Below are 24,677 nucleotides of genomic sequence, written 5' to 3'. Positions count from 1 at the left end.
GGATACCGGACGAGGCGGTCAGTCGGTCACTCGCCGTCCCTTCGGCGCCACAGCACGTACAGGAGGATGAGGACGCCTTCGATACGCGCCGCCGTGTACACCCACGGCCGGAGTTCCACGTCGTCGTCTTCGGTCGCGAGGTTCATCCAGAAGTCGACGAGCGGTTTCGGGAACGCTACTTCGAGCAGCCCGAGGAACGCGAGGAGCAGTCTGAGTGCCATGCATACAGATACGACACACGCCGAAAAGAGCCTATCGCGAGTTCTCAGGCGGCGGGAGCCATCACTCGAGCGGCGTCTCCGCGACGCGCCGGTACACGTCGGCACACCGCTCGACGACCGCCAGCGAGACGCTCTCGTCGGCAGTGTGGGCCTCGCCGGGTTCGGCCGCCCCACAGACGACGCAGGTGGTACCCGCCTCGGCGAGCCAGCCGGCGTCGGTGGCGTGGGGTTTGACCACCTGCTCGGGCGACTCCGATTGGGCGGCGTCGGCGGCATCGAGAACCGCCAGGGCGAAGTCGGCATCGTCGCAGGCCATCGGCGGGAGGTCCTGCTCGACGGCCCAGGAGACGCCGTCGATTGATTCCACGTCCCCGAGCGCAGCGCGCTCGCCGGGAACGGTTCGCTCGTCGACGGTGACGGTACAGCGCTCGGGGACGACGTTCCACGCGCTGCCGCCGTCGATTTCGGTGACGACGACGCTGCCCTCCAGACGGTGGCCCAACACATCCGTTCCGGGTGCGTCGAGGGTCCGGACCACATCGACGGCGTCGGTAGCGCGGTAGATGGCGTTCTCGCCGGATTCGGGTTCGCTGGCGTGGGCGGCGGTCCCCGCCGCGGTAATCGTCGACCCGCGACGACCCTTGTGGGCGACGGCCACGTCCGTAACTCCGGCAGCGGAGTAGCCGGTCGACCCCTCGCCGACGACGGCGTAGTCGGGCGCGAACCCCTCCTCGATGGCCGCCCGACAGCCGACGCCGCCCTGTTCCTCCCCGACGAAGGACGCGAAGACTAGTTCGCCTACGGGGTCGGCCTCCGCGAAGGCGACCATCGCAGCCGCGAGACTCCCCTTCATGTCGGCGCTGCCGCGGCCGTAGAGCCGGCCGTCGCGTTCCTCGACGACGTACTCTCCGTCGACGAGTTGGCTCTCGTCCGGCGGCACCACGTCGTGGTGGCCGACGAGCGCGAGCGACGGCCCCGAACCGACGTTTCGTCTGGCGATGACGTTCCCGGAACCGTCGCGTTCGACTGCCGCGTCGGTGTGGTCACGGAGCCACGCCGTGAGGACATCACCAACCGCGGATTCGTCTTCGTGACTCGACGTCTCGACGAGTCGCCGGGTCAGTTCCGTGGCGTCCATACCCCTCCCGACGAGCGGCGACGGCTTGAGTTTCGGGGAGGCCCAATTGTAACATAGAACTTCTGATAGTTTTGGTTAATAGTAATAAAAAATATAGGATTGACAAAATTGATAACATTACTCTTTTTCTACCCTAGCCCAATATTTTCGTTCGTGTTTTGTCCGAAGTTCAAGTATAATATTCAGTCGAGCGCTAATTTTTATTGAAAAATAAATTTGCCAGCCTATAGTTTGAAGTGCTATTTATCACGCTTTCGTACGCTAAAACACCGCTCTATTTCGGATTATGACTATACGAAAAACTGAGAATAGTAGGTAGTATAATACTTGCATACATATAAATTTCCATATGTATTTGGTATCGGATCAGGATTCAGTTCGCCCGCGAGTGTCGGTGTCGCCCGCGAGATACGAGTCCCGGTCGGCCTCGTAATGGCTCGCCGCGTGGCTGATGTCCGATCGGATCGCGTCGATTCGGTCGCCGAGAGCAGCAATAAAGGAGAGGATCGGGAACGTCGACTCGAGCCCCTGATACAGGTATAGAGGGACGGCGGCGATACTCTCCGACAGCGCGGCCGTGGTTCGGTGTTGACGGAGGTCGTTCTGTCTGCTCTCGGCGGCGGCGTCGCACCGGTCGACTAGCGTATCGATTCGGGCGCGATGGGCGTCGAGCGAGCCGAAGGATTCGGCCCGAAACTCCACGTCCGCCATTGTGTCCAGTTCCTCGGCGATGGGCTGGAGGCACTCGGCGGCCACCTCGATGGATTCACGCTCGGCATCGATGATGTCGAGGAGTGTCACCCGACGCGACCGCGAGTCCACCGCGAGCGCGAGGAGCGTTCGCTTCGTCTGTACGTCGAGGGGGCCGCCGCGTTCGAGTATCGTCGCGATAGTCGACCCGAACTCCTCGGTTACGTCCGCCGCGAAGTCGTTGCCGTACTCCTCCTCGTAGTGTGGCACGTCCATCACCGTCGAGCGGTACGCCTCTCTGACGGACGCGAGCCCACCTCCCGAGGACCGTTCAGTCAACGCCGATGGCCCCGACGACGACGCCACGCGACCCGTCGGAACGTCCTGGAGTCGGTCGATGAACGCATCGAACGCCGACAGTTCGGCGGCGGTCTGTCGGCGTTCGATGCGGAGCCACCGCTGCATCGCCTCGAACGGCGCTTCCGGAGTGGTCGTGCGGTCCATCATGAGGGACTATCGAGTGTGTCGTGGAGTGGTCTCCTCGTCCGTCGTCGGTTCGACCCCGCGGCGTGTGACTACGACACCCTCCGTTGGCGGGACAGCCGATTCCACCCTGACCCGGAGGGCTTGGTATTGTGTTACATGATGAAATGGCCCGTATTTCACTATAAATCTTTCCCGCGGCGTCCACGGTGGTCGGCTACCGAATGCTCCGGCCGGGGTAAACCTATAATTGCTTCGAGGGAGAACCCGATAGCGATGCGCTCGACACCGCATGAAACGATAGACAGGACGCGAACGGGTCGGACCCACCCCGGCGGGGTCGAGCAACGGACACGACAATCCGAACCCAGATAATGGCTTCTCAGCACACGCATTCGGACCCCTCGACTCGGAGTTCGGCCTACGACTATCAGTCCGACGACGTCGAACGCCCCGAACTGGCGGCGACGCTGTCGTCGCTCGTCGACGGCGAGGTTCGCCTCGACGACTACACGCGGACGCTGTACGCCACCGACGCCAGCGCCTACGAGGTGCGGCCGGTCGGCGTCGTCTACCCCACCTCGACCGACGACGTGGCGGCGGTCGTCGCCTACTGCGACCGAAACGACATCGCGGTGTTGCCACGCGGCGGCGGCACCAGCCTCGCAGGCCAGAGCGTCAACGACGCCGTCGTCCTCGACTGTAGCAAACACATGGACGCGCTGCTCGATGTCGATGCCGACAGCCGACGCGTGACGGCACAGCCCGGCATCACGCTCGGAAAGCTCAACGAGGCGCTGGAATCCGAGAACCTGAAGTTCGCCCCCGACCCAGCGTGGGGCGACAAGTCCGTCCTCGGCGGCGCCATCGGCAACAACTCGACGGGCGCACACTCCCTTGTCTACGGGAAGACCGACGCCTACATCGAGTCGGTCGAGGCGGTGTTGGCCGACGGCACCGTGACCCGCTTCGGCGACGTGACCGTCGGCGAACTGCGCGACGCCGCCGACGCCGACAGCGAAGACCTCCGGCCGCGAATCTACGCCGGCGTCCTCGCCGTCCTCGACGACCACGCCGAGGAAGTCGACAGCCGCTATCCGGAACTGAAGCGCAACGTCTCGGGGTACAACTTCGACCGACTCGTCGAGGAAGCCCGAGACGGCGACAGCGAAATCACCGACGACGCGACCGTCAACCTCGCACGCTTGCTCGCCGGCAGCGAGGGCACCCTCGCAATCGTCACCGAGGCGACCGTCTCGCTGGAGTCGATTCCGAACACGAAGGCCGTCGCCCTGCTCACCTACGACGGCCTCCTCGATGCGCTGGCCGACGTCGAACCCATCCTCGAACACGACCCCGCCGCCGTCGAAGTGATGGACGACGTGTTGCTCGGATTGGCACGGGACACCGCCGAGTTCGCCGACGTGGTCGGGATGCTTCCGGAGGGCACCGATTCGGTGTTGCTCGTGGAGTTCTACGCCGACGACGACGCCGAGGGGCGACGACAGGTCGCGGACCTGCTGGCAGACCGAGTACCCGGCGCCGACAGCGAGGCCGACCCCACCGACGAGGGCGTTCGGACAGACGCCGACCACCGCGCCGCCGCGGCGATGGAGGCCCACGACGCCGACACTCGCGCGAAGTTCTGGAAGATGCGGAAGTCCGGCTTGCCGATTTTACTCGGCCGGACGACGGACGAGAAACACATCGCCTACATCGAGGACACCGCCGTCCCGGCGCGAAACCTCCCGGAGTACGTCGCCGACGTACAGGAGATTCTCGACGACTACGACACCTACGCCAGTTACTACGCCCACGCCGGCCCCGGCGTGTTGCACATCCGGCCGCTCGTGAACACCAAGAGCGTCGAGGGGCTGGAGGCCTTCGAGGCCATCGCCGAGCGGGTGACCGATTTGGTCGTCAAATACGGCGGGAGCGTCTCGGGGGAACACGGCGACGGCCGCGCCCGAACCCAGTGGAACCGGAAACTGTACGGCGAGGAACTGTGGTCCGCGTTCCGTGAGCTCAAGACCGCCTACGACCCCAACTGGACGCTGAACCCGGGCAACGTCTGTGGCGACCACGACCTGACCGAGAACCTCCGGTTCGACCCCGACTACGGGTTCGAATCCGGCTTCAGCCCCGAGTTGAACTGGGACAACGACAACGGTTTTCAGGGGATGGTCGAACTGTGTCACGGCTGTGGCGGCTGTCGCGGCGAGCAATCGACCACCGGAGGCGTGATGTGTCCCACCTACCGCGCAGCCCACGAGGAGATACAGTCGACCCGCGGCCGGGCGAACATGCTCCGGCAGGCGATGAGCGGCGGCCTTCCCGAAGAAGAGCTGTTCTCCGATGAGTTCACCGAGGAGGTGCTCGACCTCTGTATCGGCTGTAAGGGGTGTGCCCGCGATTGCCCCAGCGAGGTCGACATGGCGAAGCTCCGCACCGAAGTCCTCCACGAGAAACACCAGCGCGACGGCACGAGCCTCCGCGACCGCGTCTTCGCCAACATCGACCGGCTGTCGGCGCTCGGGAGTCGCTTCGCGCCACTGGCCAACGCCGCCGCCTCGCTTCCCGGGGCCGGTTTCCTCACCGAGAAGACCCTCGGCATCGCGAGCGAACGGGACGTGCCGACCTTTGCGAATGAGTCCCTCGTCGAGTGGTTCGAAGCCCGCGGCGGTGCCACGGTCTCCGAGGCCGACGCCGACCGCCGTGCAGTCGTCTTCCCCGACACCTACACGAACTACAACGACCCCTCCGTGGGGAAGGCCGCAATCGAGGTGCTGGAGGCTGCCGGCGTCCACGTCACCGTCCCCGACGGCCTGCCGGGAAGCGGCCGGCCGCCGCTGTCGAAGGGGTTCGTCGAGAAGGCCCGCGAGGACGCCCGAGCGAACGTCGAAACGCTCGCGCCGATGGTCGAAGATGGGTGGGACGTGGTGGTCGTCGAACCGTCCGACGCCGTCATGTTCCAGTCGGATTACCTCGATTTGCTGTCGGGCGAGGACGTCGAGCGAATCGCGGCCAACGCCTACGGCGTCTGTGAGTACCTCGACCGGTTCCGGTTGGACGAACGCCTCGCGTTCGACACCGAGGCGGCAGAACCACTCTCCTATCACGGCCACTGCCACCAGAAGGCGACGAAGAAGGACCACCACGCCGTCGGCGTGCTTCGGCGGGCCGGCTACGCCGTCAACCCCATTGACTCGACGTGCTGTGGGATGGCCGGGTCGTTCGGCTACGAGGCCGAACACTACTCGATGAGTCAGGCCATCGCGGACCTCCTCCGCGACCAACTCGAATCGAGCGACGGCGAATCGGTCGTCGCGCCGGGCACCTCCTGTCGGACCCAACTCGACGAGGAATCGCCCACCCACCCCGTCGAGAAACTCGCCGACGCGCTCGCCTGAGTCGGCGCTGGGTTTATTATCCGAACCGGCGAGTACTGTTCGATGGAACTGAAGCGATACTTCGACGACTTCGAAATCGGAGACTCGAGCCGCTCGAACGGCGGCCGAACGGTAACCGAGACGGACATCTTCCGGGCGGTCGGCTACGGCGCCGGCGAACGGATGCACGTCGACCGCGAACACGTCGAAACGACAGAGTTCGACGACCTGCTCGTCCAGAACACGGTACTCATCGTCATCTCCAGTGCGCTGTGGGGCGACGTACCGGGGTGGGACTACGAGACGCCGGTGGCCTACGGCCGCGACGGGATGCGATTCGTCAACCCCGCCTACCCGGGCGATACGCTCCACCTGGAGGTCGAAGTCGTCGACAAGCGAATACGGGAGAAGGACCGCGAGGCGGGGCGGCGTCGGGGACTCATCACCATCAACGAGGAACTGCGGAATCAGGACGGCGACCTCGTGATGGTCAACGACCACCACTCGCTGGTGCCGTTCTCGCCGGATTTCGACCCCGAGTGACCGCCCGAAGGTTCATTTCCCGAGGCGTCGTTCGTGCGGTATGGCAGTCACGCTCACACGCAGAGACGACTACGACCACGCGGCGACGCTCCGCATCGACGGCGGCGAACTGAACCTCTTCGGAACCGACACCATCGCGGCGATTCGGGAGACGGTCGAGGACGTTCCCTCAGACGTGTCGGTGCTGGTGATTCGGGGCACGGACGACGGCGGCGAGGGAGGACTGACCGCCGGCATCCCGCTCGACGAGGTGAAGGACCTCTCGACGACCGAGGCCCGGCGAGTCATGACGGACCTCCACGGGATGATGGACGCCGTGCGGAACCTCGACGCCGTCACGGTGTGTTGCTGTGGCGAGTACGCCCTCGGCGCCGGACTGGAGTTGGCGATGTCGTGTGACTTCCGACTGGCAACCGAGGAGGCGAGTCTTGGACTACCGGAAATCGACATCGGCCTCGTCACCGGGATTCAGGGCGGCCTCCTCGTTCGACTCGTCGGCCTCCAGAAGGCGAAGGAACTCGTCTACACCGGCGAGGTGATATCGGGAACCGAGGCCGAAGACATCGGACTGGTCAACGACGCCGTCGCGCCCGGGGAGTACGAGGCGCGAATCGACGCCCTTGTGGGTCGTCTCGCCGAAAAGAGCCCGCTCGTCGTCCAGATGCAGACGCGGGTGTTCCGTGGATTGCGCTCCAACGGCGTCGAGTCGGGGGTCGACACCAGCCTCGAAACCATCGCCGCGTGTTTCGACACCTACGACCAGACGGAAGCCATGGCGGCGTTTCTCGAATCCCGCGACCCGTCTTTCGAGGGGCGATAGACGTCAGAACTCCCGGGTCATCTCCATCCGGTTGACGCTGGTGTAGTAGGGGCCGCCGAGGCGGCCGACGGTGTCGAGGTGGTCCATCTCGACTTTGCCGTCTTCGAGCACCTCGTCGGCGATGTGGAACGTCTCGACTTCGCCGAAGAACACCCCGCGGTCGTGGATGTCCAGCGACTCGATGGCCGTACACTCCATGCTGATGAGGGCGTCGGCGACCCGCGGGGGCGTGACGTGGGTCGACTCCGCGCGGTCGAGTTCCGCGAAGTCGAACTCGCTTTCCTCCGGCGGCAACTCCGCCGACGTCCGGTCCATGCGCTCGGCGAGGTCCTCGGTCACCACGTTGACGACGAACTCGCCGTTGACGGCGACGTTTCGGGCCGTGTCCTTCTGTTCGCCGTCCTCGTGTACCTTCGAACTGAACATCACGGTCGGGTAGTCGGAACTGATGTAGTTGTAGCAACTGAACGGCGCGAGGTTGTCGACGCCGTCGCTGCTCGTCGTGGAAATCCAGCCGATTGGGCGGGGCGTGACGGCGGATTTGACGATACGGCTGCTCACTCGCGTGTCGATGTCGCGGACTGGAAACTCCTGCATTACTACCGATGCATCCCGCACGAACACATAAATATGTTGATAACGAGGATAGTTACGGAACTGTTCGAGCGGTATAATTAACCGGGTCGGCGACCAGTAACGTCGTATGGTCAGTTCCGAAACGCTCCGTCGCGGCGCCCGGGTGGCGGTCATCCTCGCCGGCTTCGTCGCCGGCTTCCTGCTCATGGCCGGCCTCTACGGATTCGTCTTCCCGGAGCGACTCGTCGAGCGAGGGCTGGGGTCGGTTTCGACGGCGTATCTCGTCAGCGCGGTGTTGCTCGTAACCGGCGCTGCCGGCATGTACCTCCAGCGGTACGTCACCCGGCGGTTCATCGACGGAGCGTAGTCGTGCCTACGAGACGCCGGTGTCGTCGCGGTAGTGTGGGTAGTCCATCTGCTCGGCGATGTGGTCACGCGTGCCGGCGTCGGTGAGCAGTTCCGCGAAGTACAGTCCCACGTCGAGCGCCGAACTCACGCCGCCGCCGGTTATCACGTCGCCGTCGCGGACGACGCGCCGTTCGGTTACCGCAGCGCGTTCGGCGAGCGCCTCGTAGGCGCTCGGGTGAGTCGTTGCCCGACGACCGTCGAGGAGGCCAGCGGCAGCCAACAGCAGCGAGCCCGTACACACCGAGAGTTTGTACCGGCAGTCTGCGGCGGTTCGGAGCCACGACACGACCGGGTGGCCGTCGTCGGGGAGCGCCGTGCCGATGCCGCCGGGGACGACGACGGCGTCGTAGCCGTCGAGCGGTTCGTCGGTCACAGTCGTCTCGAAGGTGAGCCCACCCGTCGCCGTCACCGTCGGCGAGAGGCCACAGACCTCCCACTCGATGTCCTCCCGAAAGCCCATCGTCCCGACCCGCGTGATGGGGTCGTAGGCACCGACGAAGTCGAGCGCCGTGAGGCCGTCGTAGACGACGAACGCGATTCGCACCGTCATCGCACCTGAAACGGCGGGAACAAATCGAGGAGCAGCCCCGGTCGGTCAGTATCACCGGCCGCGACGGCGCTCGGGTTGGCGAACGACTCCGCTTCGAGGAACGACGCGAGCGACTCGCGTGCGTCGTGGACGGCGTGGATGTTCGGGTGACACAGCAGCAACGCCGCGTCATCGGCCGCCTCCGCCATCCGGTCAGTGACCGCCGGCCCGTCGTGGCCCCGCTCGAACAACTGGAGATCGTAGGGCGATTCGGGCTGGAGGAACGTAATCGAGGTGTCGACGCCGGACGGTTCGGCGCCGACTATCCACTCGATGCCGTGTTCTTCGGCGGCTTGGACGGTCCCGGAACTGCATCGCATGAACGGGATGTGAAAGCCGGTCGGCCGGGCGCCGAGGTCCGCCTCGAAGCACTCGATGATGGCCGTCAGTTCCTCGTCGACCGTCTCGTAGGGCGTCTCCATGTAGGAGGTGTGTCGGTAGCCGTGGACGACGGCCTCGGCGCCCGACTCGAGGAGTCGACCGACGCCGTCACGGACGGCCTCGTCTTCGAGGTGTATCGCCGGCACGGAGACGCCGGTGGAGACGTCGGCGTCTCCCAGGGCGTCGACGAGCCAGTCGATGCCGTCCTCGAAGGCGTCGTAGGCGATGTGTTCGATGCGCGTCTCGAGGCTCGTCTCGGGGTCGAGGTTCCGGACGAACTTGAGATACGGGCTCAGCGACCGTCGCTTCTGGTCGTGGGCAGTCGTCGAGTCTGCGAAGTGGTCTGTCATGGTCGGGTGTTTTTTGTCGTCTTATTCGGGGCGTAGTTCCGAGAAGTCGACGCCAGCGAAGTCGACATCGAGATCGTCGGCGAACGCCTCAGCGTACTCGATGTAGCGGCGGGCGGTCTCGATGTTGGCGATGTCTATCATGTCGCCCTCGTAACGGACGGCGCTTTTGCCCTCGTTTTCCGCCTCCAGTAGCGCCTCCATCGCGCCGACCCAGTACTCGACGGTGTCGGCGTCGGGCAGGAAGATTTCGTTGGCGTGTTCGACGTGGGAGGGATGGATGACGAGGTAACCGGTGTAGCCCATCTCCCGGGAGAACTGCATGTCCTTCCGGAGCCCCTCGATGTCGCCGACGTCGACGTACGTGCCGGCGAGCGGGAACTCGATTTCGGCGGCGCGGGCGTCCATCAGCGCCTGTTCGCGGAGGTGCAGCGTCTCCAGTCCCTCCCGTCCGGGGCCGGTCCACTCGAAGCCGAGCGCGCGGTTCGTGTCGGTGCCTTTCACGGCGCCACAGCCGATGGTGCCGACGCGGTCGGCGGCCGTACAGAGTTCGTACACCTGCCGCATCGCTTGGGCGGTTTCGACGCTGACGGTCAACTCGATGCCGCCGACCTCCAGCCCCTCCCGGCGCTCGATGTGGGTCAACACGGTGTCGAGCCGTTCGATGTCGTTCGGCTCTCTGACCTTCGGGACGGTTATCGCCTCCAGTTCCTCACAGGCGATGGCCTCGAAATCGTGTTCGGCGAAGCCCTCGCTTGCGTTGGGGTGGGCGTTGACGCGGACGTGGACGCGTTGGCCCTCGGCGTGGAGTTTCGGGAGGTGTTCGGCGACGATGTCGCGGGCGGCCTCCTTCTCTTCGGGCGGGACCGAGTCCTCCAAATCGAGGATGATGACGTCGGCGTCGTTCTCGTGGGCGCTCTCGACCCAACCCTCACGATTCCCGGGGATGAACAGCACTGAGCGAGCGGGTTCCATGTATCGAACTCGTCGGAGGAGTCCTTATACCTTGTCCCGAATCACAGGTCGGCGACGCGCGGGATTACCTCCTCTCCGAGCAGTTCGATTGCGTCGACGGCGCGTTCGTGGTCCATTCCGGGCCACTGGACGCGGGCGACGAGGTGGTCGACGCCGAGCGTCTCGTTGAGTTCCTCCAGTTCGGCGACCACCTCGTCGGGCGTGCCGATGAGATAGCGGCCCTCGCTGACCCGGTCGAAGCGCTCCCGTCTGCTCAAATCCTCGCCGTCGTCGTCGATGACGCCCCACTCCGACAGCGAGTCGAACTTGTCGAGGATGTACGGCGCGGCGGTGTCGATGGCTTTTTCGGTCGTCTCGGCGACGTACACGTCGCGTCGAATCGGCCGACAGGACGGCTCCTCGGTGAGTTCGCGCTCGTAGAGCCCGACGGCCTTCTTCAGTTTCGAGACGGGCGAGACGGGGTCGATGAGCCACGCGTCGCCGAGGGCGGCGGCGCGTCGGACGGCCGAGGGTGCCGACCCGCCGAGCCATATCGGCGGCCCCGACTCCTGTACCGGCCGGGGACGGAGCGTCACGTCCTCGAAGGCGTAGTGCTCGCCGTCGTAGGAGACGTCGTCTTCGGACCACAGCGCCCGGAGGATCTCGACGCCTTCGGTGACGCGGCCAGCGCGTTCGGCCTTGTCGACGCCGACGGTGTCGAACTCGGCGTCGCGGTAGCCTGCGGCGGCACCGAAGACGACGTTGCCGCCCGAGATCACGTCGAGCGTGGCGACGCGCTCGGCGACCAACGCGGGGTTGTGCAGCGGCAACAGACAGACGCTCGTCCCGACGCGGACGTCGCCGTCGAACTCCGCAGCGAGGCGGGCCAGCGTCTGGAAGTTGTCGAAGTAGATGTCGTCGGTGAAGTGGTGTTCGCCGACGAACAGCCCCTCGAAGCTGTTTCCGTCGGCGATTCGAGCCTGTTCGAGCAACTCCGCGAGACACCGCTCGGGGTCGCGGTCACCCGGATGTTGGGTCAGCCCCATCAGGCTGACGTCCACGGTCAGGCACCTCCGAAGATGGTTTCGGGGTTGTCCCGCGCCATCTGCTCGATGTCGGCACGCGGGATGCCGGCGGATTCGAGGTCGGCGTGGAACGCCGCCAGCGCGTCCGGCGGCGACATCCGACCGGGTTGGCCGTAGTCCGTCGACAGCAAGTTGTGTTCGGGGCCGGTCGCTTCGATGCCGGCGACGATTCCTTCGAACATCGCGCCGTCGGCGAATGCCTCGTGGGCCGCCTCGGGGGCATCAGGGAGGAACAACTCGCGGACGGTCTCGTCGGTCACGATGGAGCAGCGTTCGAAGTACACCCCATCGCGGGCCAGTCGCGCCTGCCGTTCGGGCGTGAGGCCGACGCCGTCGCGGGCGGCGTGGAACTCCGGATGCGTCACGATGACCTCGCCGTCGACCTCCGTGACTGCGTCGACGACGGCCTCGACTTCCTCGACGCCGATGTGACCCGTCCCGACGACCATCCCGTCGTTTATCGTCTCGGTAAGCACCGACCAGACGCCGTCTTTCAGTTCGTCGTTCCCGTTCAGCAGGTCGATGGTTTTCGGTTCGCCCTGTTCGAGCATGTTCCGTTTGGCGGTCATCGTCGGGAGTTCGACGCGACTGGCACCCATCTTCGCGGCGGCGACGACGGCGTCGATGTTGATGCCCCCGACCGAGCGGTTCAGGACGACCGTCGAAGCGAGTCGGATATCGGAGTCACAGGCCTGCTCGACGAGCGTCGCGGCCATCGTCGTCGGGGCATGGTGGTTCTTGAGAACTAACCCACCCATGCCGGCATCGGCGGCGCGTCGGGCGAGTTCCACGATGTCGTGCTTTCTGTCGGTTACGTCCGGTCCTGCGTGGACGTGTGTGTCCCACGCGCCGGCGACGGGGTGCTGAGTTACCATCTGTTGTCCTCGGGGTATGTGTATATTTGCCACGAGTATTAAGCCCTCTGGGACAGGTCAGTTCCGTTTCACGACGGGCACGCGGCGCTCAACTTATTTATGCACAGCACGCGACGAACGCGTATGAACCAACGTGCGACCGTCCCTGGGGGTCGATATCCGTGAACATCGCGGTCATCGGCGCCGGCGCCCTCGGCTGTCTGTTCGGCGGCCGCCTCACCGAGAGCGGTCACGACGTCCACCTCCTGCACTACCGACAGTCGTACGTCGACCGGTTGAACGAGGACGGCTTGACGATCGAAAGCGAGGACGGCGAGACGACCGACATCGCCGTCGCAGCGACGACCGACGCGAGCGAAGTCGGCCCCGTCGACCTCGTTATCGTCTTCGTCAAATCCCACCAGACCGAGGCGGCGCTTGCCGAACACGCCGCCTGCATCGGCCCCGAAACTGACCTGCTGTCGCTACAGAACGGTCTCAGACACTACGACCGACTGCTCGATGTTGTCGGAACGGACCGCGCCTTCGCGGGCGTGACGTATCAGGGCGCCGTCGCCGAGAAGCCGGGATACGTTCGCGTGACGTCAAGTGGCCCCTCGACGTTCGGCGGGACGAACGACGCGGGCGCCCGTCGAATCGGAGAGGCCCTCGAAGACGGGGGCTTCCCCGTCGAGGTGGTCGAGGACCCGCGAGCGTACATCTGGGCCAAACAGCTGATGAGCCTCCCCATCAAGCCACTGGCGGCGTTGACACACCTCTCGAACGGCGAACTCATCGCGACGCCGGAGACGCGCAAATTGATGGAGCAAATCGTCGCCGAGGCCGAGGCCGTCGCCGAGCGCCGCGGCATCGACATCCCGATGGACGACCCGATGGAAGAGGTCGTCACCACTTGCGAGGAGTCACACTCCCACTACTCCAGTATGCTGCAAGACGTCCGGGCCGAACGGAAGACCGAAATAGACGACGTGAACGGTGCTATCGTCGACATCGCCCACGAGGAGGGTATCGACGTACCGGTGAACGAACTCGCGACGAACCTCGTTCGAGCCCTAGAGAAGAGCTACCTCGACTGATTCACGTCCCGCTTTCGTCGACGTAGTAGGAGGCGCGGCCGACGGCGACGGTGGTCCACTCGCCGGGGTCGCGCTCGGAGTCGATATCGCACTCGATGACGACGAGCGAGCGCCCGTGACGCCGGACGCGGGCTTCCGCCCGCAGGTCGCCGGTCGCCGGTCGGAGATACGAGAGGTTCATCTCCGTCGTGGCGTAGAGCGCCGTCTCGGGGTCTTCGAGCACCGTCCGGAGCGCGGTGCCGGCGGCGTTGTCCAGCAGCGTCGCGAGGACGCCTCCGTGGAGCGTATCGCCGTTGGGATTCGTGAGTTCCGCGCGGTGGGGCAGACCGAGTACGGCGCGGCCCTCCGATTCGGACTCGATGAAGACGCCGAGCCACGACAGCAGGCCGGTCTCGGCGACGACTCGCTCGGAGGCCGTCTCGGGTGCGTTCGTCATGGCTTACTTCGGGTCCTCGGAGTGCGGTGGAACGCCCCGGACGGTCAGGATCTCCCCGTCGATGAACGACGCCGCCGGACTGGCGAGGAACTCGACGACGTCGGCGATTTCGGCCGTCGTTCCGGTCTTTCGGTCTACCTCCGAGCGGTCGATGTCGGCGGGGTCGGTGTCGCCGGCGGTGACCGCACCGGGCGTGGCGATAAAGCCCGGCGCGACGCAGTTGACGCGGACGCCCTCCGAGGCCCACTCGCTCGCCAGTGACTTCGTGAGGTTGTTGACGCCGGCTTTCGCGGCACCGTAGTGGGTTTCGTGAGGGGCGGCCTCCTGGCTCCGGACGCTGGAGATGTTGACGACCGACCCGCCGCCGTCCTGGAGCGCCTCGCGGGCGGCGTGGGTGCAGTTGAACACGCCGTGGAGGTTGATGTCGACGATGGTCTTCCAGCCGTTCTCGCTGAGGTCGTTGAAATCGCATTTGAAGACGGCGCCTGCGTTGTTCACGAGGACATCGAGGCCGCCGAACTCCTCGACGGTGGTCTCGACCATCGCCTCGACGGAGTCGCGGTCGCGAACGTCACACTCGATTGGGAGAACCCTCCCCGGACTGTCGCCGTCGTTGATTTCCTCGGCGACGGGGTCGACGTTGTCCTGTTCGCGGGAGCAGATGGTCGTGTCGACGCCTTGGGCGGCGAACCCCTCGGCGATTCGTCGGCCGATACCGCTCGACGCACCGGTGACGATAGCACTCGAGCCATCGACGGTGAACTTGTTGTCAGACATGCTGAAGCGTGGATAGATTCGGTGTGTGCTTAACTGTAGGGGTCAGAACGCGACGTTCTCCTGTCCCTTCAAGTCGAGGAACGACCGGACTTCGTCGGGGGAGGCAATTTCGCGGCCGGTTACCTCTTTGGTCAAATCGACCATCTTTTCGACCTGCTGGGCGTTGCTCTCCGCGAGTTCGCCCTTCCGGATGTAGAGGCTGTCTTCGAGGCCGACGCGGGCGTGTCCACCCATGCTGACCGCCGTGGTGCCGAGGGCCATCTGCATGCGGCCGGCGCCGATGACCGAAAACGAGAACTCGTCCCCGAACAGTTTCTCGGCGGTGTCGACCAGGTGCAGCAGGTGGTCGTGGTCGGCGCTGATGCCGCCGTGAATCCCCATCACGAACTGGATGTGGATGGGCGTCTCGAGGATGCCGCGGTCGACGAAGTGCTTGGCGTTGTAGAGGTGCCCCACGTCGTAACACTCCAGTTCCGGCTTCGTGCCGTGTGATTCGAACATCGGCAGAATCGTTTCGAGGGATTCGAAGGAGTTCGGGAAGATGAGGTCCCGAGTCCCCTCGAGATACTCCGTCTCCCATTCGTATTTGAACTCCTCGAAGGCGTCGAGGATGGGGTAGAGCCCGAAGTTTATCGACCCCATGTTACAGGAGGCCATCTCGGGTTCCAGTTCGGGGACGACGGCGGTTCGCTCCTCGACGGTCATCGTCGGCGCGCCGCCGGTCGTCGGCTGGACGACGGCGTCACAGCGGTCCTTGACGCGCTCGGCCACCTCACGGAACAGCTCGAGGTCCGAGGTCGGTTCGCCGTTTTCGGGGTCCCGGACGTGAAGGTGGACGATGCTGGCGCCCGCCTCGGCGGCCCCGACCGCCTCCTCGACGATTTCGTCTGGGGTTATCGGCAGGTGTGGCGACATGGTCGGCACGTGGATGGCACCCGTCACTGCACACGTTACTATCGCTTTATCGAGCTTCCTCATGAGGTAGAGTGACACACATGGCCGAATAAGCGTTCCGGTCAGGAGAACTTCGAGGAGATGTGAACGCCCAACACACTTATTCAGTATTAATGAACGGATATCGTCCGTTCGAGGCCCACGGAATCGACGGTCCGTGCGCATTTCGATAACAATATTATGTTTGTTATGTTGGTGGGCATAACAAACATAGTGTTGTTATTCGAGAGGCCCGGTTCGGGGCGCACGGGTGCGGACAGTACAGGCAAATATCACGTCGGTCGTTCACCGATGGTGAACTTTATTTGCTTCGGGACGAAAGGGGGGACATGGCAAAACACCGCACACGCGGAAACGAGGTCGGGGCGGTCAGGAAGACGCTTCGCATCCTCGAGTTGCTGAAGGACTTCGAGGGCGCCCGGGTGACCCAGCTCGCGAACGAACTCGACTGGCCGAAGAGCACCGTCCACAGCCACCTCGAAACCCTCGAAAACGCCGGCTACATCGTCAAGGAGGACGAAACGTACCAGCTCGGCTTCCGGTTTCTCGACCTCGGCGAGCACGTCAAGTACCGCAACGAGGTGTACGGGATGGTCGAACCCCGCATCGAGGCCCTCGCCAAGAGCACCGGCGAGCGCGTCCAGTTCGTCATCAGTGAACACGGCGACTGCGTCTACGTCCGCATCGCCGAGGGCGAACACGCCGTCAGCACCGGTAGCAGGCTCGGACGCCGCCGACACATGCTTCACGCCACGGCCGCCGGGAAGTCCATTCTGGCGTTCACCGACCGCGAAGAAGTCGAGCGAATCATCGACGAAAAGGGGCTCCCGGAGCTGGCAGAGAACACTATCACCGACGAGGACGCCCTCTTCGAGGAGTTGGCGGAGGTCAGAGAACGAGGCTACGCGTTCAACTATGAGGAACACATCGAGGGACTGCGTGCTGCGGCGGCTCCCGTACGGGAACCGGACGGCACCGTCGTCGGCGCGATAAGCGTCTCCGGGCCCGCCCACCGGATGCACGGCGAACAGTTCACCAAGGAGTTACCCGAGAACATCCTCGGCGTCTGCAACGAAATCGAACTCGATATCGTCTACCAGTAGCCGAACGCCCGGGGCAACCCACCCCGAATCGGAGTCCCGTCCCGCTGGGCTTTGGTACCCAAACACTTACATCGGATTTCCGCCTACACTCTCCCGGTAGCAGACGCATGGAGCTAGAATTCTCTAACGCAACGAAGATGCTTCGCCGGGAGGTTCGGCGGTTCGTCGACGAGGAGTTCCGACCGATCCTCAACGACCTGCCGGACGAAATCGAGCGATACCACGACCTCGACCCCGAGAATCCCGAACTCACGGACAACGTTCGTCCTCACCCCATCAAGATTCCCGAGGAGGACCGGAAGCGCCTCCGTGAGAAGGCCAAGGAATCCGGCTTCTGGGCGATGGGCGTCCCCGAGGAGTACGGCGGTGGCGGCCTCAGCCTCGTCGAGCGGTGTGTCGTCCTCGAAGAGCTGTCGAAACACCGGATGGGATTGTATCAGGCCGGCCTCGGCGTCATCGAACTCGGGCCGGGACTGACCGTCGGTGAGCCGGCGGCGTACCTCGAAAACGCAGACGAGTACCAAATCGAGGAGTTCTTCCAGCCGTGTATCGACGGCGAGAAACAGAGCTGTTTCGGCCTCACCGAACCCGCCGCCGGGTCCGACCCCCGCGGCATGGAGACGCGCGCCGAGAAGGACGGCGACGAGTGGGTCATCAACGGCACGAAACACTACATCTCGTGGGCGGGCGACTCCGACTTCATCATCCTCTTTGCCCGTACCGAGCCGAAAGACGACGACATCAACGACCACGGCATCACGTCGTTCCTCGTCCCCTCCGACAGCGACGGCGTCTCGATGCGGTCGATGCCGGTCATCCGGCCGGAGTACCCCTTCGAGGTGCGGCTCAACGACGTGCGCGTGCCCGACGAGAACGTCCTCGGCGAGGTCGGCGGCGGCCTCGGCATCGCAAAACAGTGTCTCGGGGAGTCACGCGTGCTGTACGCCGCGAACTCGCTTGGCCCCATCGACCAGTCCATCCGGATGGGCATCGACTGGGCCAACGACCGCGTCGTCGGCGAGGAGAAACTCGCCGACAAGCAGGCCATCCAGTGGAAAATCGCGAAGTCCGCCGTCGATTACCAGGCCGCAAAGTACTCCGTGTACCACGCCGCCCAGCGCTTCGACGACGGCGAGGACATCCGGCATGCGGCCTCCATCACGAAGTACCAGACGACGGAGACGCTGTGGACGGTCCTGGACCGGATGGTCCAGATTCACGGCGGCGCCGGCGTCGACGGCGACCTCCCACTCGAGCGGTGGCTCCGGGAGTCCCGTGTGCGCCGCATCGGTGAAGGTCCCTCCGAGGTCCAACTGAAGACCATCGCCCGGAACCTGCTGAAGGGGTACGAAGATCCCGACCCGCTCCCGCTGAACTGACCGCTCGCCCCCTATTTTAGGCCGCTTCGTCCCCGCCCTCGACGCCGAAGAACGCCGCGATACCAGCCAACAGCGTCACGGGCCCGAGCGTCGCCAGCGGGAGGCCGTACCCGCCCGTCGCGTCGATTGCCACGCCGACGATGGGCGGTGAGACGACCGCGCCGATCATGATGGCCGCAACACCGATGGCCGTTCCCGTGCCCGCTTCGTCGCCGTCCATAACCTCACTCGCCATCGTGAGGTACACGCCGTTGTACCCCAGCGAGACGGCACCGACACAGAGCAACACGACCAGCGCCAGCGAGAACTCCGTCTCCGGCGAGAGAACCAACAGCGGGAGATAAAACACGAAGCCGACGATGCCGATACCGGCGAGGACGAGGTGTTTGTTCCCCACGAAATAGGAGTCAGTCAGGAATCCGAAGCCGATTCGCGACCCCATCCCCATCAGTTGCATCCCCGTGTACACCAGCCCCGCGATAGCCGGCGCGAGAAGCAGGCTCTCGGTGAGATACAGGACGATGTAGGCCATCAGCGTGAACTGCGTCGCACCGAACAGCACGCCGCTGACCAAGAACGGGAAGACGTCCCGGGTCGCCGCGAGCCGGAGTATTCGTCGATGCTGGTCGAGAACGCGCGTCGCCGACGGCACACGTCGCCCGGACGGTTCCGTCTTCGGCGAGTACAGATAGATGGCTCCGAGCATCAGTATCGTCGTCACCGCGACGACCCGGACGGCGGTTCGCCACCCGAACACGGACGCGATTGCGGGCAGGAACGCTGCACCCGCGGCGCCACCGAGCATCACGCCGGTCTGTTTGATGCTGATGCCGATGGTACGCTGGTCGGTCGGGAACCAATCGAATATGCCCTTGTTGGTCCCCGAGGGAACGGTTCCGTACCCCAATCCGACGACGTAGGCACCCCCCGCGACCGTCCAGAACGTCGGGAGGACGCTCAACAGCAGTGAAATCGAACCGATGAGCGCCAGTCCCACGCCGAGGGCGAACCGTTCACCGGCGTAGTCGGTGACGATGCCACCGGTGGTGACCGACGAGAAGTAACCGGCGTACAGAAGCGTCACGAGGAGGCCGATTTCGGTCGTCGTGACGCCGAAGTCGCTCTTGACGAACGGCGTCAGGACGGTGAGCGTGAGGAAGGTGAGGCTGCCGACGACTTGGATGGCGAACATTATCCACAGCGTCTGCCAACGGGGTTTCATCGAGTACTGAGAGAAGGCGAGCGTGAGGAGAAATAAATTCCCCTTCGCGTGGGGAGTGCTAACGAAGAATTATATGGCCGTACCGCAATTATCGGACGATGGCAGACAGAGTGCTCATCGACCGAGACGACAGCATCGCGACCGTGACCGTCAACCGACCGGAGAAGCGCAACGCGATGGACATCCCGACCCGGAAGGCGCTGTACGAGGCCTTCGAAGAGGTCGGCGAAGACGACGAGGTGCGTGCAATCGTGCTTCGGGGCGCCGGCGACGGCTCGTTCATCGCCGGCGGCGACATCGACTCCTTCGCCGAGTTCGACCACATGGACGGCATGGAGTACGCCGAGAAGTACGCCCAGGGGCTGTACAACTACGTCGCCGACCTCCACAAGCCGACCATCGCGGCGGTCGACGGCTACGCCCTCGGCGGCGGCACCGAAATCGCGCTGGCTTGCGACATCCGACTGGCGACCGAGGACGCGAAGTTCGGCCTCCCGGAGGTCGGTATCGGCGTCATCCCCGCCGGCGGCGGCACCCAGCGACTCGTCCAGGTCGTCGGAGCGGGCATCGCCAGCGAACTCATCCTCACCGGCCGCATCATCGACGCCGACTACGCGAAGGAAATCGGCCTCGCGAACCACGTCTACACCGACGAGGAGTTCGACGACGAAGTCCGCGCGATGGCCGAGGACCTCGCCTCGAAGGCGCCGGTCGCCCAGCGCCTCGCCAAGGAGTCCATCCGGCGCAGCCTCGACATCGACGCGGGACTGGAGTACGAGCGTCTCGCCGGGGCGTTCCTGTTCGGCACCGACGACCAGAAGGAGGGAGCGAACGCCTTCCTCGAAGACAGAGAACCGGAGTACAAAAACCGATAAGCTGCGTTACTCGCCGATACTGAGACAGACGTTCTTCGTGGTGGTGAACTGGTCGAGTGCCTCCAGTCCCTTCTCGCGGCCGAAGCCGCTGTCGCGGTGGCCGCCGAAGGGCGTCTCGACGCCGCCGGCGAACCACTCGTTGACGTACACCTGCCCGGCGACGACGTCACGGGCGAAGCGGTGGGCACGTTCGAGGTCGTTCGTGAAGATGCCCGCCGACAGCCCGTAGTCGCTGTCGTTGGCGATTTCGAGTGCTTCTTCCTCCGTCGAGAACGGAATCACCGCGAGCACCGGCCCGAAAATCTCCTCGCGCGCGATGCGGAGGTCGTTGTTCGCGCCGTCGAAAATCGTCGGGCCGACGAAGTAGCCGGTCGTCTCGTCGGCGTCGTCGGGCACGCCGTCGACGACCGGTTCGCCGAGTTCCTGTTTGCCGACTTCGACGTAGCTGCGGACCTTCTCGTACTGCTCTTCGGAGACCAACGCGCCCACGTCGGGGTCCTCCAGACCCGGACCCATAGTCAGGTCCTCGACGGCGTCGACGAGTCGGTCGAGGAACTCCTCGTGGATGTCCTCGTGGACGAGCAGGCGGTCGCCGGCCGAACACACCTGTCCAGCGTTCCGGGTGAAAATCGAGATCAGCGTCCCCTCGATGGCGTCGTCGAGGTCGGCGTCGGGGAAGACGACGTTGGGGTTCTTCCCACCGGCCTCGATGTGGACGTGTTTCAGTTGGCGCGCGGCGGTCGCGGCGACTTCTTTGCCGGTCGGGACCGACCCGGTGAAGGCGATTGCGTTGACTCCGGCGTGGGTCGTCAGTGCGGCGCCGGCGTCGGCGCCGTAGCCGGGGACGACGTTGATGGTGCCGTCGGGGACGCCCGCCTCGTCGAGCAGTTTCCCGAGTTCGACGGAGGTCAGCGGCGTCTGCTCGGCGGATTTCACGACGACGGCGTTGCCGGCGGCCAACGACGGTGCGACGCTCCGGGCGAACAGCGACACCGGGAAGTTCCACGGGACGATGTGGCCGGTGACGCCGAGCGGCTCTCGGATGGTGAAGTCGACGTACTCCCGGCCGAGCGGAATCGTCTCGCCCTGAATCTTGTCGGTCGCGCCGGCGTAGTACTCGAAGTAGCGTGCGCCGACCTCGATTTCGGTGCGGGCCTGCGAGATGGGTTTGCCGTTCTCCCGCGTCAGCAACTCCGCGAGTGAGTCCTTGTTCTCCCGAATCAGCGCTGCCGCCCGATTGAGGACGCGCCCGCGCTCCGGCGGCGACATCCCGAGCCACTCGGTCGTCGACGCCTCGGCGGCGGTGACAGCGCGGTCGATGTCGTCGGCGCCGCCGGCGGCGACTTCGGCGAAGGCCTCCTCGGTCGCGGAGTCGATTATCGGTATCGTCTCGCCAGAAGCAGCCGGAACGGATTCGCCGTCGATGAACAACTCGAACTGCTGGACGGTGCTCGTGCTATGACCAGTCATGTGCTACCGGTTGCCCGGCAGGAGAATCAACCTTTCGCACCGTCAGAGATACCGGCCGCCCGCGATCTCGATGACCTTTCCGGAATCGTAGGAGTTCGAGACGAGGAACCGAATCGCGTCGGCGACCTCCGAGGGGTCGGCGATGCGGTTCTGGGGGAACAGTTCGGCGGCCTCCTCGCGGCGCTGTTTCGAGAGCAGGGGCGTGTCGGTCACAGACGGCGCCACCGCGTTCGTCAGGATACCGTCCGCGGTGTAGGCCTTCGCCAGCGAGCGCGTGAAGCCGGCGACGGCTGCCTTCGTCGCGCCGTAGACGGGGTCGGAGGGGCTGCCGTGGAGGCCGGCCGTCGAGGCGACGTTGACGATGCGGCCGTAGCCACGGTCAGTCATCCCCTCGACGACCTCCTGGGCGCAGTACATGACACCGTTGACGTTCACCCTGACCATCCGGTCGATGCTCTCGGCGCTGCGGGATTCGAACCCCGACTCCGGCGGCGCGGCCGCGTTGTTGATGAGGGTGTCGACGCCGCCGAACACCGAGCGCGCTTCCGCGAAGAGGTCGGCGACCGACTCGCGGTCGCTCACGTCGGCCTGGACCGCGATTGCCTCGCTGCCTGCGTCGGTGGCCGCCTCGACGGCCGCCTCGGCACCGGCCTCGTCGCTGAAATAGTGGACGACCACGTCGTGGTCCTCGGCGAGTTCTTCGACGGTTGCGCGTCCGATACCGCCGCTCCCACCGGTGACTACTGCTGTGTGAGCCATACGCACACGTAGAGAGTCAGGTACAATAACTCACCGGTCGCTGCGGGAGTAGCTATCAAAAAACGGGTTGCTACGCGTCGAACAGTCGCGGACTCAGCCTTCGAACTCGTCGAGGGTGGTGAGATTCTCGTCCCACATGTCGTTGTCCTTGTAGTACTGTTCGGCGCCGGGGTGGACGGGGACGCCGTCCGGCTGGAGCCACTCCGTCGCGAAGTCGGGACCGTGTCGCGAGAGAACCGCGCTGGCGTCGCGGACGGGTTGGACGTTCTCCATGAGGACCTTCGTGTACTCGTAGACGAGGTCATCGGAGATATCCGCGGGGATGGCCGTCGTGTACCCCAGCGGCAGGGCCGTGTAGGGGTCGTGGGTGATTTCCTGATTCCACGTGTCGCCCGGCACTTCGGCGACGGAGACGGGCACGTCAGCACTGGAGGCATCGTCGGCGGAGATGCCCCATTCGAGGACGTCGACGTCGACTTGGGCGTCGAGTTGCTGAATCCAGCCGATGAGGGTCTCCTGGTTCGCGGTGTAACAGGTACAGACGTCGATTCGGCCGTCGTTCATCGCGTCGGCTTGGTCGCCGAGCCCCATCGTACTCACGTCGAAGTACTCCCGGGAGTCATCGACGCCGAGGATACTCAGACCGTCGTTGGCCGCGTCCCACGCACTGGTCCCACGCGGGCCGAAGGAAATGCTGGTCCCTTCCGGGAGGTCCGCGACCTGAGTGACGCCCTCGAGGTCGGAGGCCTCCTGCCGCTTGACGAGGAAGATGTCCAGCGTCATGTAGGAGAACGTCTGACAGATGGTCTTCTCGATCGGCGGGTCGGCGTACGGGCCGGCGTCGCGGTTGGCACGCCACAGCAGGTTGTGCGTCGACTGGGCGATGTCGATCTCACCCTGATCGATGAGACGGTTGTTGGCCGTGGTACCACCCGTCGTCTGGGCGCTCATCTCGATGAGGTCGGAGTTCTCGTTCATCACCGAGGAGAACGCGACACCGGAGGCGTGGGTCGCCGTCTCCTCACCGCTGGTACCGATGGTCCAAGACACCGACTCGCTGCCGCCGCCGTTGCCGTCGCCATTGCCGTCGCCGTTTCCACCACCATTGCCGTTACCGTTGCCATTTCCGTTCCCGTTGCCGTTGCCGCCGCCGTTGCCCGAACAGCCGGCGAGGCCGAGCATCCCCGCGGTTGCTCCGGCACCGACTGTTTTAATGACTGACCGCCGGTCGAATTTGTTGCTATCTACCATGCTCATCGATACATAGAGACAGTATTATATAAAGACTGGGGTACCCCGGCGAGTTGTGTGGCGTTTTTACAGCGTCGAGTTGAGCGCGCCCCCGTCGATGGGGATGGCTGCCCCCGTGAGGTAACTGGAGTACCCCGAGGAGAGAAACGCGACCACGTCGCCGAGTTCTCGGGCCTCCCCCATCCGGTCGAGCGGCACGTCCGATAGGTCGACGCCGGCCTCCCCCGCGTCGTGGCGTCGGGGCGTGTAGTACAGCCCCGGCAGGACGGAGTTCACTCGAACCTCGGGCGCCAGTTCCTCCGAAAGCACCTTCGCCAACCCCTGGACGCACATCCGGACCGAACTCGACAGGACGTTCGCTCCCGAGGCCTCCTTCGTGACCATCGAGGTGATGTTGACGATGGTGCCCTCCGCTTCGATGAGGTGCGGCATCGCCTCCCGAACCGCCCGGACGACGCTCATCACGAGCATGTCGTAGGCGTAGTACCAGTCGTCGTCCTCGGTTTCGGCGAAGGCGTACCGCGTCGGGCCGCCAGCGCTAGTGACGAGATGGTCGAGGCGGCCGAACTCCTCGACGGTTGTCTCGACCAGCCGAGCGATGTCGTCGGCGTCGGTCATATCGCCCGCACAGCCGACGACTCGTCCCGTTGCCGTCTCCCGTAGTTCCTCGACGGCCGACTCGAGGCGCTCCTCGTCGCGGCCGTTGATGACCACGTCGACGCCCGACTCCGCAAGGGAGGCCGCCGACGCCTTCCCGAGACCGCTGCTCGATGCGATGACTAACGCTGCATTGCCGTCCAGGTTCAATTGCATACAGCCGTTGTACCCGGGGTGTCGTCATAAGTCTTCGCGGCACGGTACCACGGAACGACATAC

At 64.8% G+C, this 24,677-nt stretch carries 25 protein-coding genes; 8 read left to right on the top strand and 17 right to left on the bottom strand.

Annotated features, from left to right (window positions below; translation table 11 throughout):
- Positions 1 to 26 precede the first annotated feature (26 nt).
- The 3 genes from HWX69_RS04565 to HWX69_RS04555 form a co-directional block, all read right to left on the bottom strand.
- On the bottom strand, positions 27 to 221 hold the full coding sequence (locus HWX69_RS04565; RefSeq protein ID WP_178915915.1) for a hypothetical protein: 195 nt from the start codon (positions 219 to 221) through the stop codon (positions 27 to 29).
- 61 nt (positions 222 to 282) lie between these two features.
- The gene (locus HWX69_RS04560) at positions 283 to 1,359 is read right to left on the bottom strand and encodes a M20 family metallopeptidase (protein ID WP_178915914.1); all 1,077 of its coding nucleotides are present in this window, start codon (positions 1,357 to 1,359) and stop codon (positions 283 to 285) included.
- A 366-nt stretch (positions 1,360 to 1,725) separates the two neighbouring features.
- Positions 1,726 to 2,556: a DUF7260 family protein gene (locus tag HWX69_RS04555; RefSeq protein WP_178915913.1), complete on the bottom strand. Its 831-nt coding sequence runs from the start codon at positions 2,554 to 2,556 to the stop codon at positions 1,726 to 1,728.
- Positions 2,557 to 2,906: 350 nt separating this feature from the next.
- Between HWX69_RS04555 and HWX69_RS04550 the strand changes: the two genes are divergently transcribed.
- The 3 genes from HWX69_RS04550 to HWX69_RS04540 are packed head-to-tail and all read left to right on the top strand — an operon-like array spanning position 2,907 to position 7,284.
- Positions 2,907 to 5,942: an FAD-binding and (Fe-S)-binding domain-containing protein gene (locus tag HWX69_RS04550; RefSeq protein ID WP_178915912.1), complete on the top strand. Its 3,036-nt coding sequence runs from the start codon at positions 2,907 to 2,909 to the stop codon at positions 5,940 to 5,942.
- A 42-nt stretch (positions 5,943 to 5,984) separates the two neighbouring features.
- Positions 5,985 to 6,464 (top strand): MaoC/PaaZ C-terminal domain-containing protein, encoded by a 480-nt coding sequence (locus HWX69_RS04545; protein WP_178915911.1) that lies wholly within the window; start codon positions 5,985 to 5,987, stop codon positions 6,462 to 6,464.
- Between the two features lie 40 nt (positions 6,465 to 6,504).
- Positions 6,505 to 7,284, top strand: coding sequence for an enoyl-CoA hydratase/isomerase family protein (locus HWX69_RS04540; RefSeq protein ID WP_178915910.1), 780 nt, complete (start codon positions 6,505 to 6,507; stop codon positions 7,282 to 7,284).
- A 3-nt stretch (positions 7,285 to 7,287) separates the two neighbouring features.
- Here the strand turns inward: HWX69_RS04540 and HWX69_RS04535 are convergent, their stop codons facing one another.
- Complete coding sequence (locus tag HWX69_RS04535; RefSeq protein WP_178915909.1) at positions 7,288 to 7,881, bottom strand: flavin reductase family protein; 594 nt, start codon at positions 7,879 to 7,881, stop codon at positions 7,288 to 7,290.
- A 106-nt stretch (positions 7,882 to 7,987) separates the two neighbouring features.
- Between HWX69_RS04535 and HWX69_RS04530 the strand changes: the two genes are divergently transcribed.
- Positions 7,988 to 8,227, top strand: coding sequence for a hypothetical protein (locus HWX69_RS04530; RefSeq protein WP_178915908.1), 240 nt, complete (start codon positions 7,988 to 7,990; stop codon positions 8,225 to 8,227).
- A 6-nt stretch (positions 8,228 to 8,233) separates the two neighbouring features.
- Here the strand turns inward: HWX69_RS04530 and HWX69_RS04525 are convergent, their stop codons facing one another.
- Genes HWX69_RS04525 through HWX69_RS04505 form a run of 5 tightly spaced genes read right to left on the bottom strand, consistent with a single transcriptional unit; the run spans position 8,234 to position 12,499 of the window.
- Positions 8,234 to 8,818 carry a DJ-1/PfpI family protein gene (locus tag HWX69_RS04525; RefSeq protein WP_218644666.1) on the bottom strand — a complete coding sequence of 195 codons (585 nt, stop codon included), beginning with the start codon at positions 8,816 to 8,818 and terminating at the stop codon, positions 8,234 to 8,236.
- On the bottom strand, positions 8,815 to 9,588 hold the full coding sequence (locus tag HWX69_RS04520) for a polysaccharide deacetylase family protein (RefSeq protein WP_178915907.1): 774 nt from the start codon (positions 9,586 to 9,588) through the stop codon (positions 8,815 to 8,817). Before HWX69_RS04520 ends, HWX69_RS04525 begins: the two co-directional genes overlap by 4 nt.
- A gap of 21 nt (positions 9,589 to 9,609) precedes the next feature.
- Positions 9,610 to 10,560: an HpcH/HpaI aldolase/citrate lyase family protein gene (locus HWX69_RS04515; RefSeq protein ID WP_178915906.1), complete on the bottom strand. Its 951-nt coding sequence runs from the start codon at positions 10,558 to 10,560 to the stop codon at positions 9,610 to 9,612.
- A gap of 41 nt (positions 10,561 to 10,601) precedes the next feature.
- On the bottom strand, positions 10,602 to 11,600 hold the full coding sequence (locus HWX69_RS04510; protein WP_348642976.1) for an LLM class flavin-dependent oxidoreductase: 999 nt from the start codon (positions 11,598 to 11,600) through the stop codon (positions 10,602 to 10,604).
- Positions 11,601 to 11,602: 2 nt separating this feature from the next.
- Positions 11,603 to 12,499, bottom strand: coding sequence for a DUF6282 family protein (locus HWX69_RS04505; RefSeq protein ID WP_178915905.1), 897 nt, complete (start codon positions 12,497 to 12,499; stop codon positions 11,603 to 11,605).
- A 161-nt stretch (positions 12,500 to 12,660) separates the two neighbouring features.
- Here HWX69_RS04505 and HWX69_RS04500 point away from each other — a divergent pair, with 161 nt between their 5' ends.
- Complete coding sequence (locus HWX69_RS04500) at positions 12,661 to 13,575, top strand: 2-dehydropantoate 2-reductase (RefSeq protein ID WP_178915904.1); 915 nt, start codon at positions 12,661 to 12,663, stop codon at positions 13,573 to 13,575.
- A 1-nt stretch (position 13,576) separates the two neighbouring features.
- Here HWX69_RS04500 and HWX69_RS04495 read toward each other — a convergent pair whose 3' ends face one another.
- From HWX69_RS04495 to kce, 3 genes are read right to left on the bottom strand one after another with little or no spacing between them, the layout of a single operon-like run.
- Positions 13,577 to 14,011 carry a PaaI family thioesterase gene (locus tag HWX69_RS04495; protein WP_178915903.1) on the bottom strand — a complete coding sequence of 145 codons (435 nt, stop codon included), beginning with the start codon at positions 14,009 to 14,011 and terminating at the stop codon, positions 13,577 to 13,579.
- A 3-nt stretch (positions 14,012 to 14,014) separates the two neighbouring features.
- Entirely contained in the window at positions 14,015 to 14,788 is a 774-nt protein-coding gene (locus tag HWX69_RS04490) for an SDR family oxidoreductase (RefSeq protein WP_178915902.1), read from the bottom strand.
- 42 nt (positions 14,789 to 14,830) lie between these two features.
- Entirely contained in the window at positions 14,831 to 15,766 is a 936-nt protein-coding gene (gene kce, locus HWX69_RS04485) for a 3,5-dioxohexanoate:acetyl-CoA acetone transferase (RefSeq protein WP_178915901.1), read from the bottom strand.
- Positions 15,767 to 16,071: 305 nt separating this feature from the next.
- On the opposite strand from kce, the gene HWX69_RS04480 reads away from it, so the two are divergent.
- Together HWX69_RS04480 and HWX69_RS04475 are read left to right on the top strand one after the other, a co-directional pair.
- Complete coding sequence (locus HWX69_RS04480; protein WP_178915900.1) at positions 16,072 to 16,845, top strand: IclR family transcriptional regulator; 774 nt, start codon at positions 16,072 to 16,074, stop codon at positions 16,843 to 16,845.
- Positions 16,846 to 16,952: 107 nt separating this feature from the next.
- Positions 16,953 to 18,224 carry an acyl-CoA dehydrogenase family protein gene (locus tag HWX69_RS04475; RefSeq protein WP_231753948.1) on the top strand — a complete coding sequence of 424 codons (1,272 nt, stop codon included), beginning with the start codon at positions 16,953 to 16,955 and terminating at the stop codon, positions 18,222 to 18,224.
- Between the two features lie 16 nt (positions 18,225 to 18,240).
- Here HWX69_RS04475 and HWX69_RS04470 read toward each other — a convergent pair whose 3' ends face one another.
- Positions 18,241 to 19,446 (bottom strand): MFS transporter, encoded by a 1,206-nt coding sequence (locus HWX69_RS04470; RefSeq protein ID WP_178915899.1) that lies wholly within the window; start codon positions 19,444 to 19,446, stop codon positions 18,241 to 18,243.
- A gap of 98 nt (positions 19,447 to 19,544) precedes the next feature.
- On the opposite strand from HWX69_RS04470, the gene HWX69_RS04465 reads away from it, so the two are divergent.
- A complete protein-coding gene (locus HWX69_RS04465; protein WP_178915898.1) occupies positions 19,545 to 20,321 on the top strand; it encodes an enoyl-CoA hydratase/isomerase family protein in 777 nt (258 codons plus the stop codon).
- 6 nt (positions 20,322 to 20,327) lie between these two features.
- Here HWX69_RS04465 and HWX69_RS04460 read toward each other — a convergent pair whose 3' ends face one another.
- The 4 genes from HWX69_RS04460 to HWX69_RS04445 all read right to left on the bottom strand — a co-directional run bounded on the left by HWX69_RS04460 (position 20,328) and on the right by HWX69_RS04445 (position 24,614).
- A complete protein-coding gene (locus HWX69_RS04460; protein WP_178915897.1) occupies positions 20,328 to 21,791 on the bottom strand; it encodes an aldehyde dehydrogenase family protein in 1,464 nt (487 codons plus the stop codon).
- Positions 21,792 to 21,833: 42 nt separating this feature from the next.
- On the bottom strand, positions 21,834 to 22,550 hold the full coding sequence (locus HWX69_RS04455) for an SDR family NAD(P)-dependent oxidoreductase (RefSeq protein ID WP_178915896.1): 717 nt from the start codon (positions 22,548 to 22,550) through the stop codon (positions 21,834 to 21,836).
- Between the two features lie 93 nt (positions 22,551 to 22,643).
- The gene (locus HWX69_RS04450; RefSeq protein WP_178915895.1) at positions 22,644 to 23,801 is read right to left on the bottom strand and encodes a TAXI family TRAP transporter solute-binding subunit; all 1,158 of its coding nucleotides are present in this window, start codon (positions 23,799 to 23,801) and stop codon (positions 22,644 to 22,646) included.
- 66 nt (positions 23,802 to 23,867) lie between these two features.
- Positions 23,868 to 24,614 (bottom strand): SDR family oxidoreductase, encoded by a 747-nt coding sequence (locus tag HWX69_RS04445; protein WP_178915894.1) that lies wholly within the window; start codon positions 24,612 to 24,614, stop codon positions 23,868 to 23,870.
- Positions 24,615 to 24,677 lie beyond the last annotated feature (63 nt).

Origin of the sequence: Natronomonas gomsonensis (assembly GCF_013391635.1) — an archaeon.
Lineage (GTDB): Archaea > Halobacteriota > Halobacteria > Halobacteriales > Haloarculaceae > Natronomonas > Natronomonas gomsonensis_A.
Note: the sequence above shows the minus strand (reverse complement) of the source record. Positions and strands in the feature narration are given on the sequence as shown.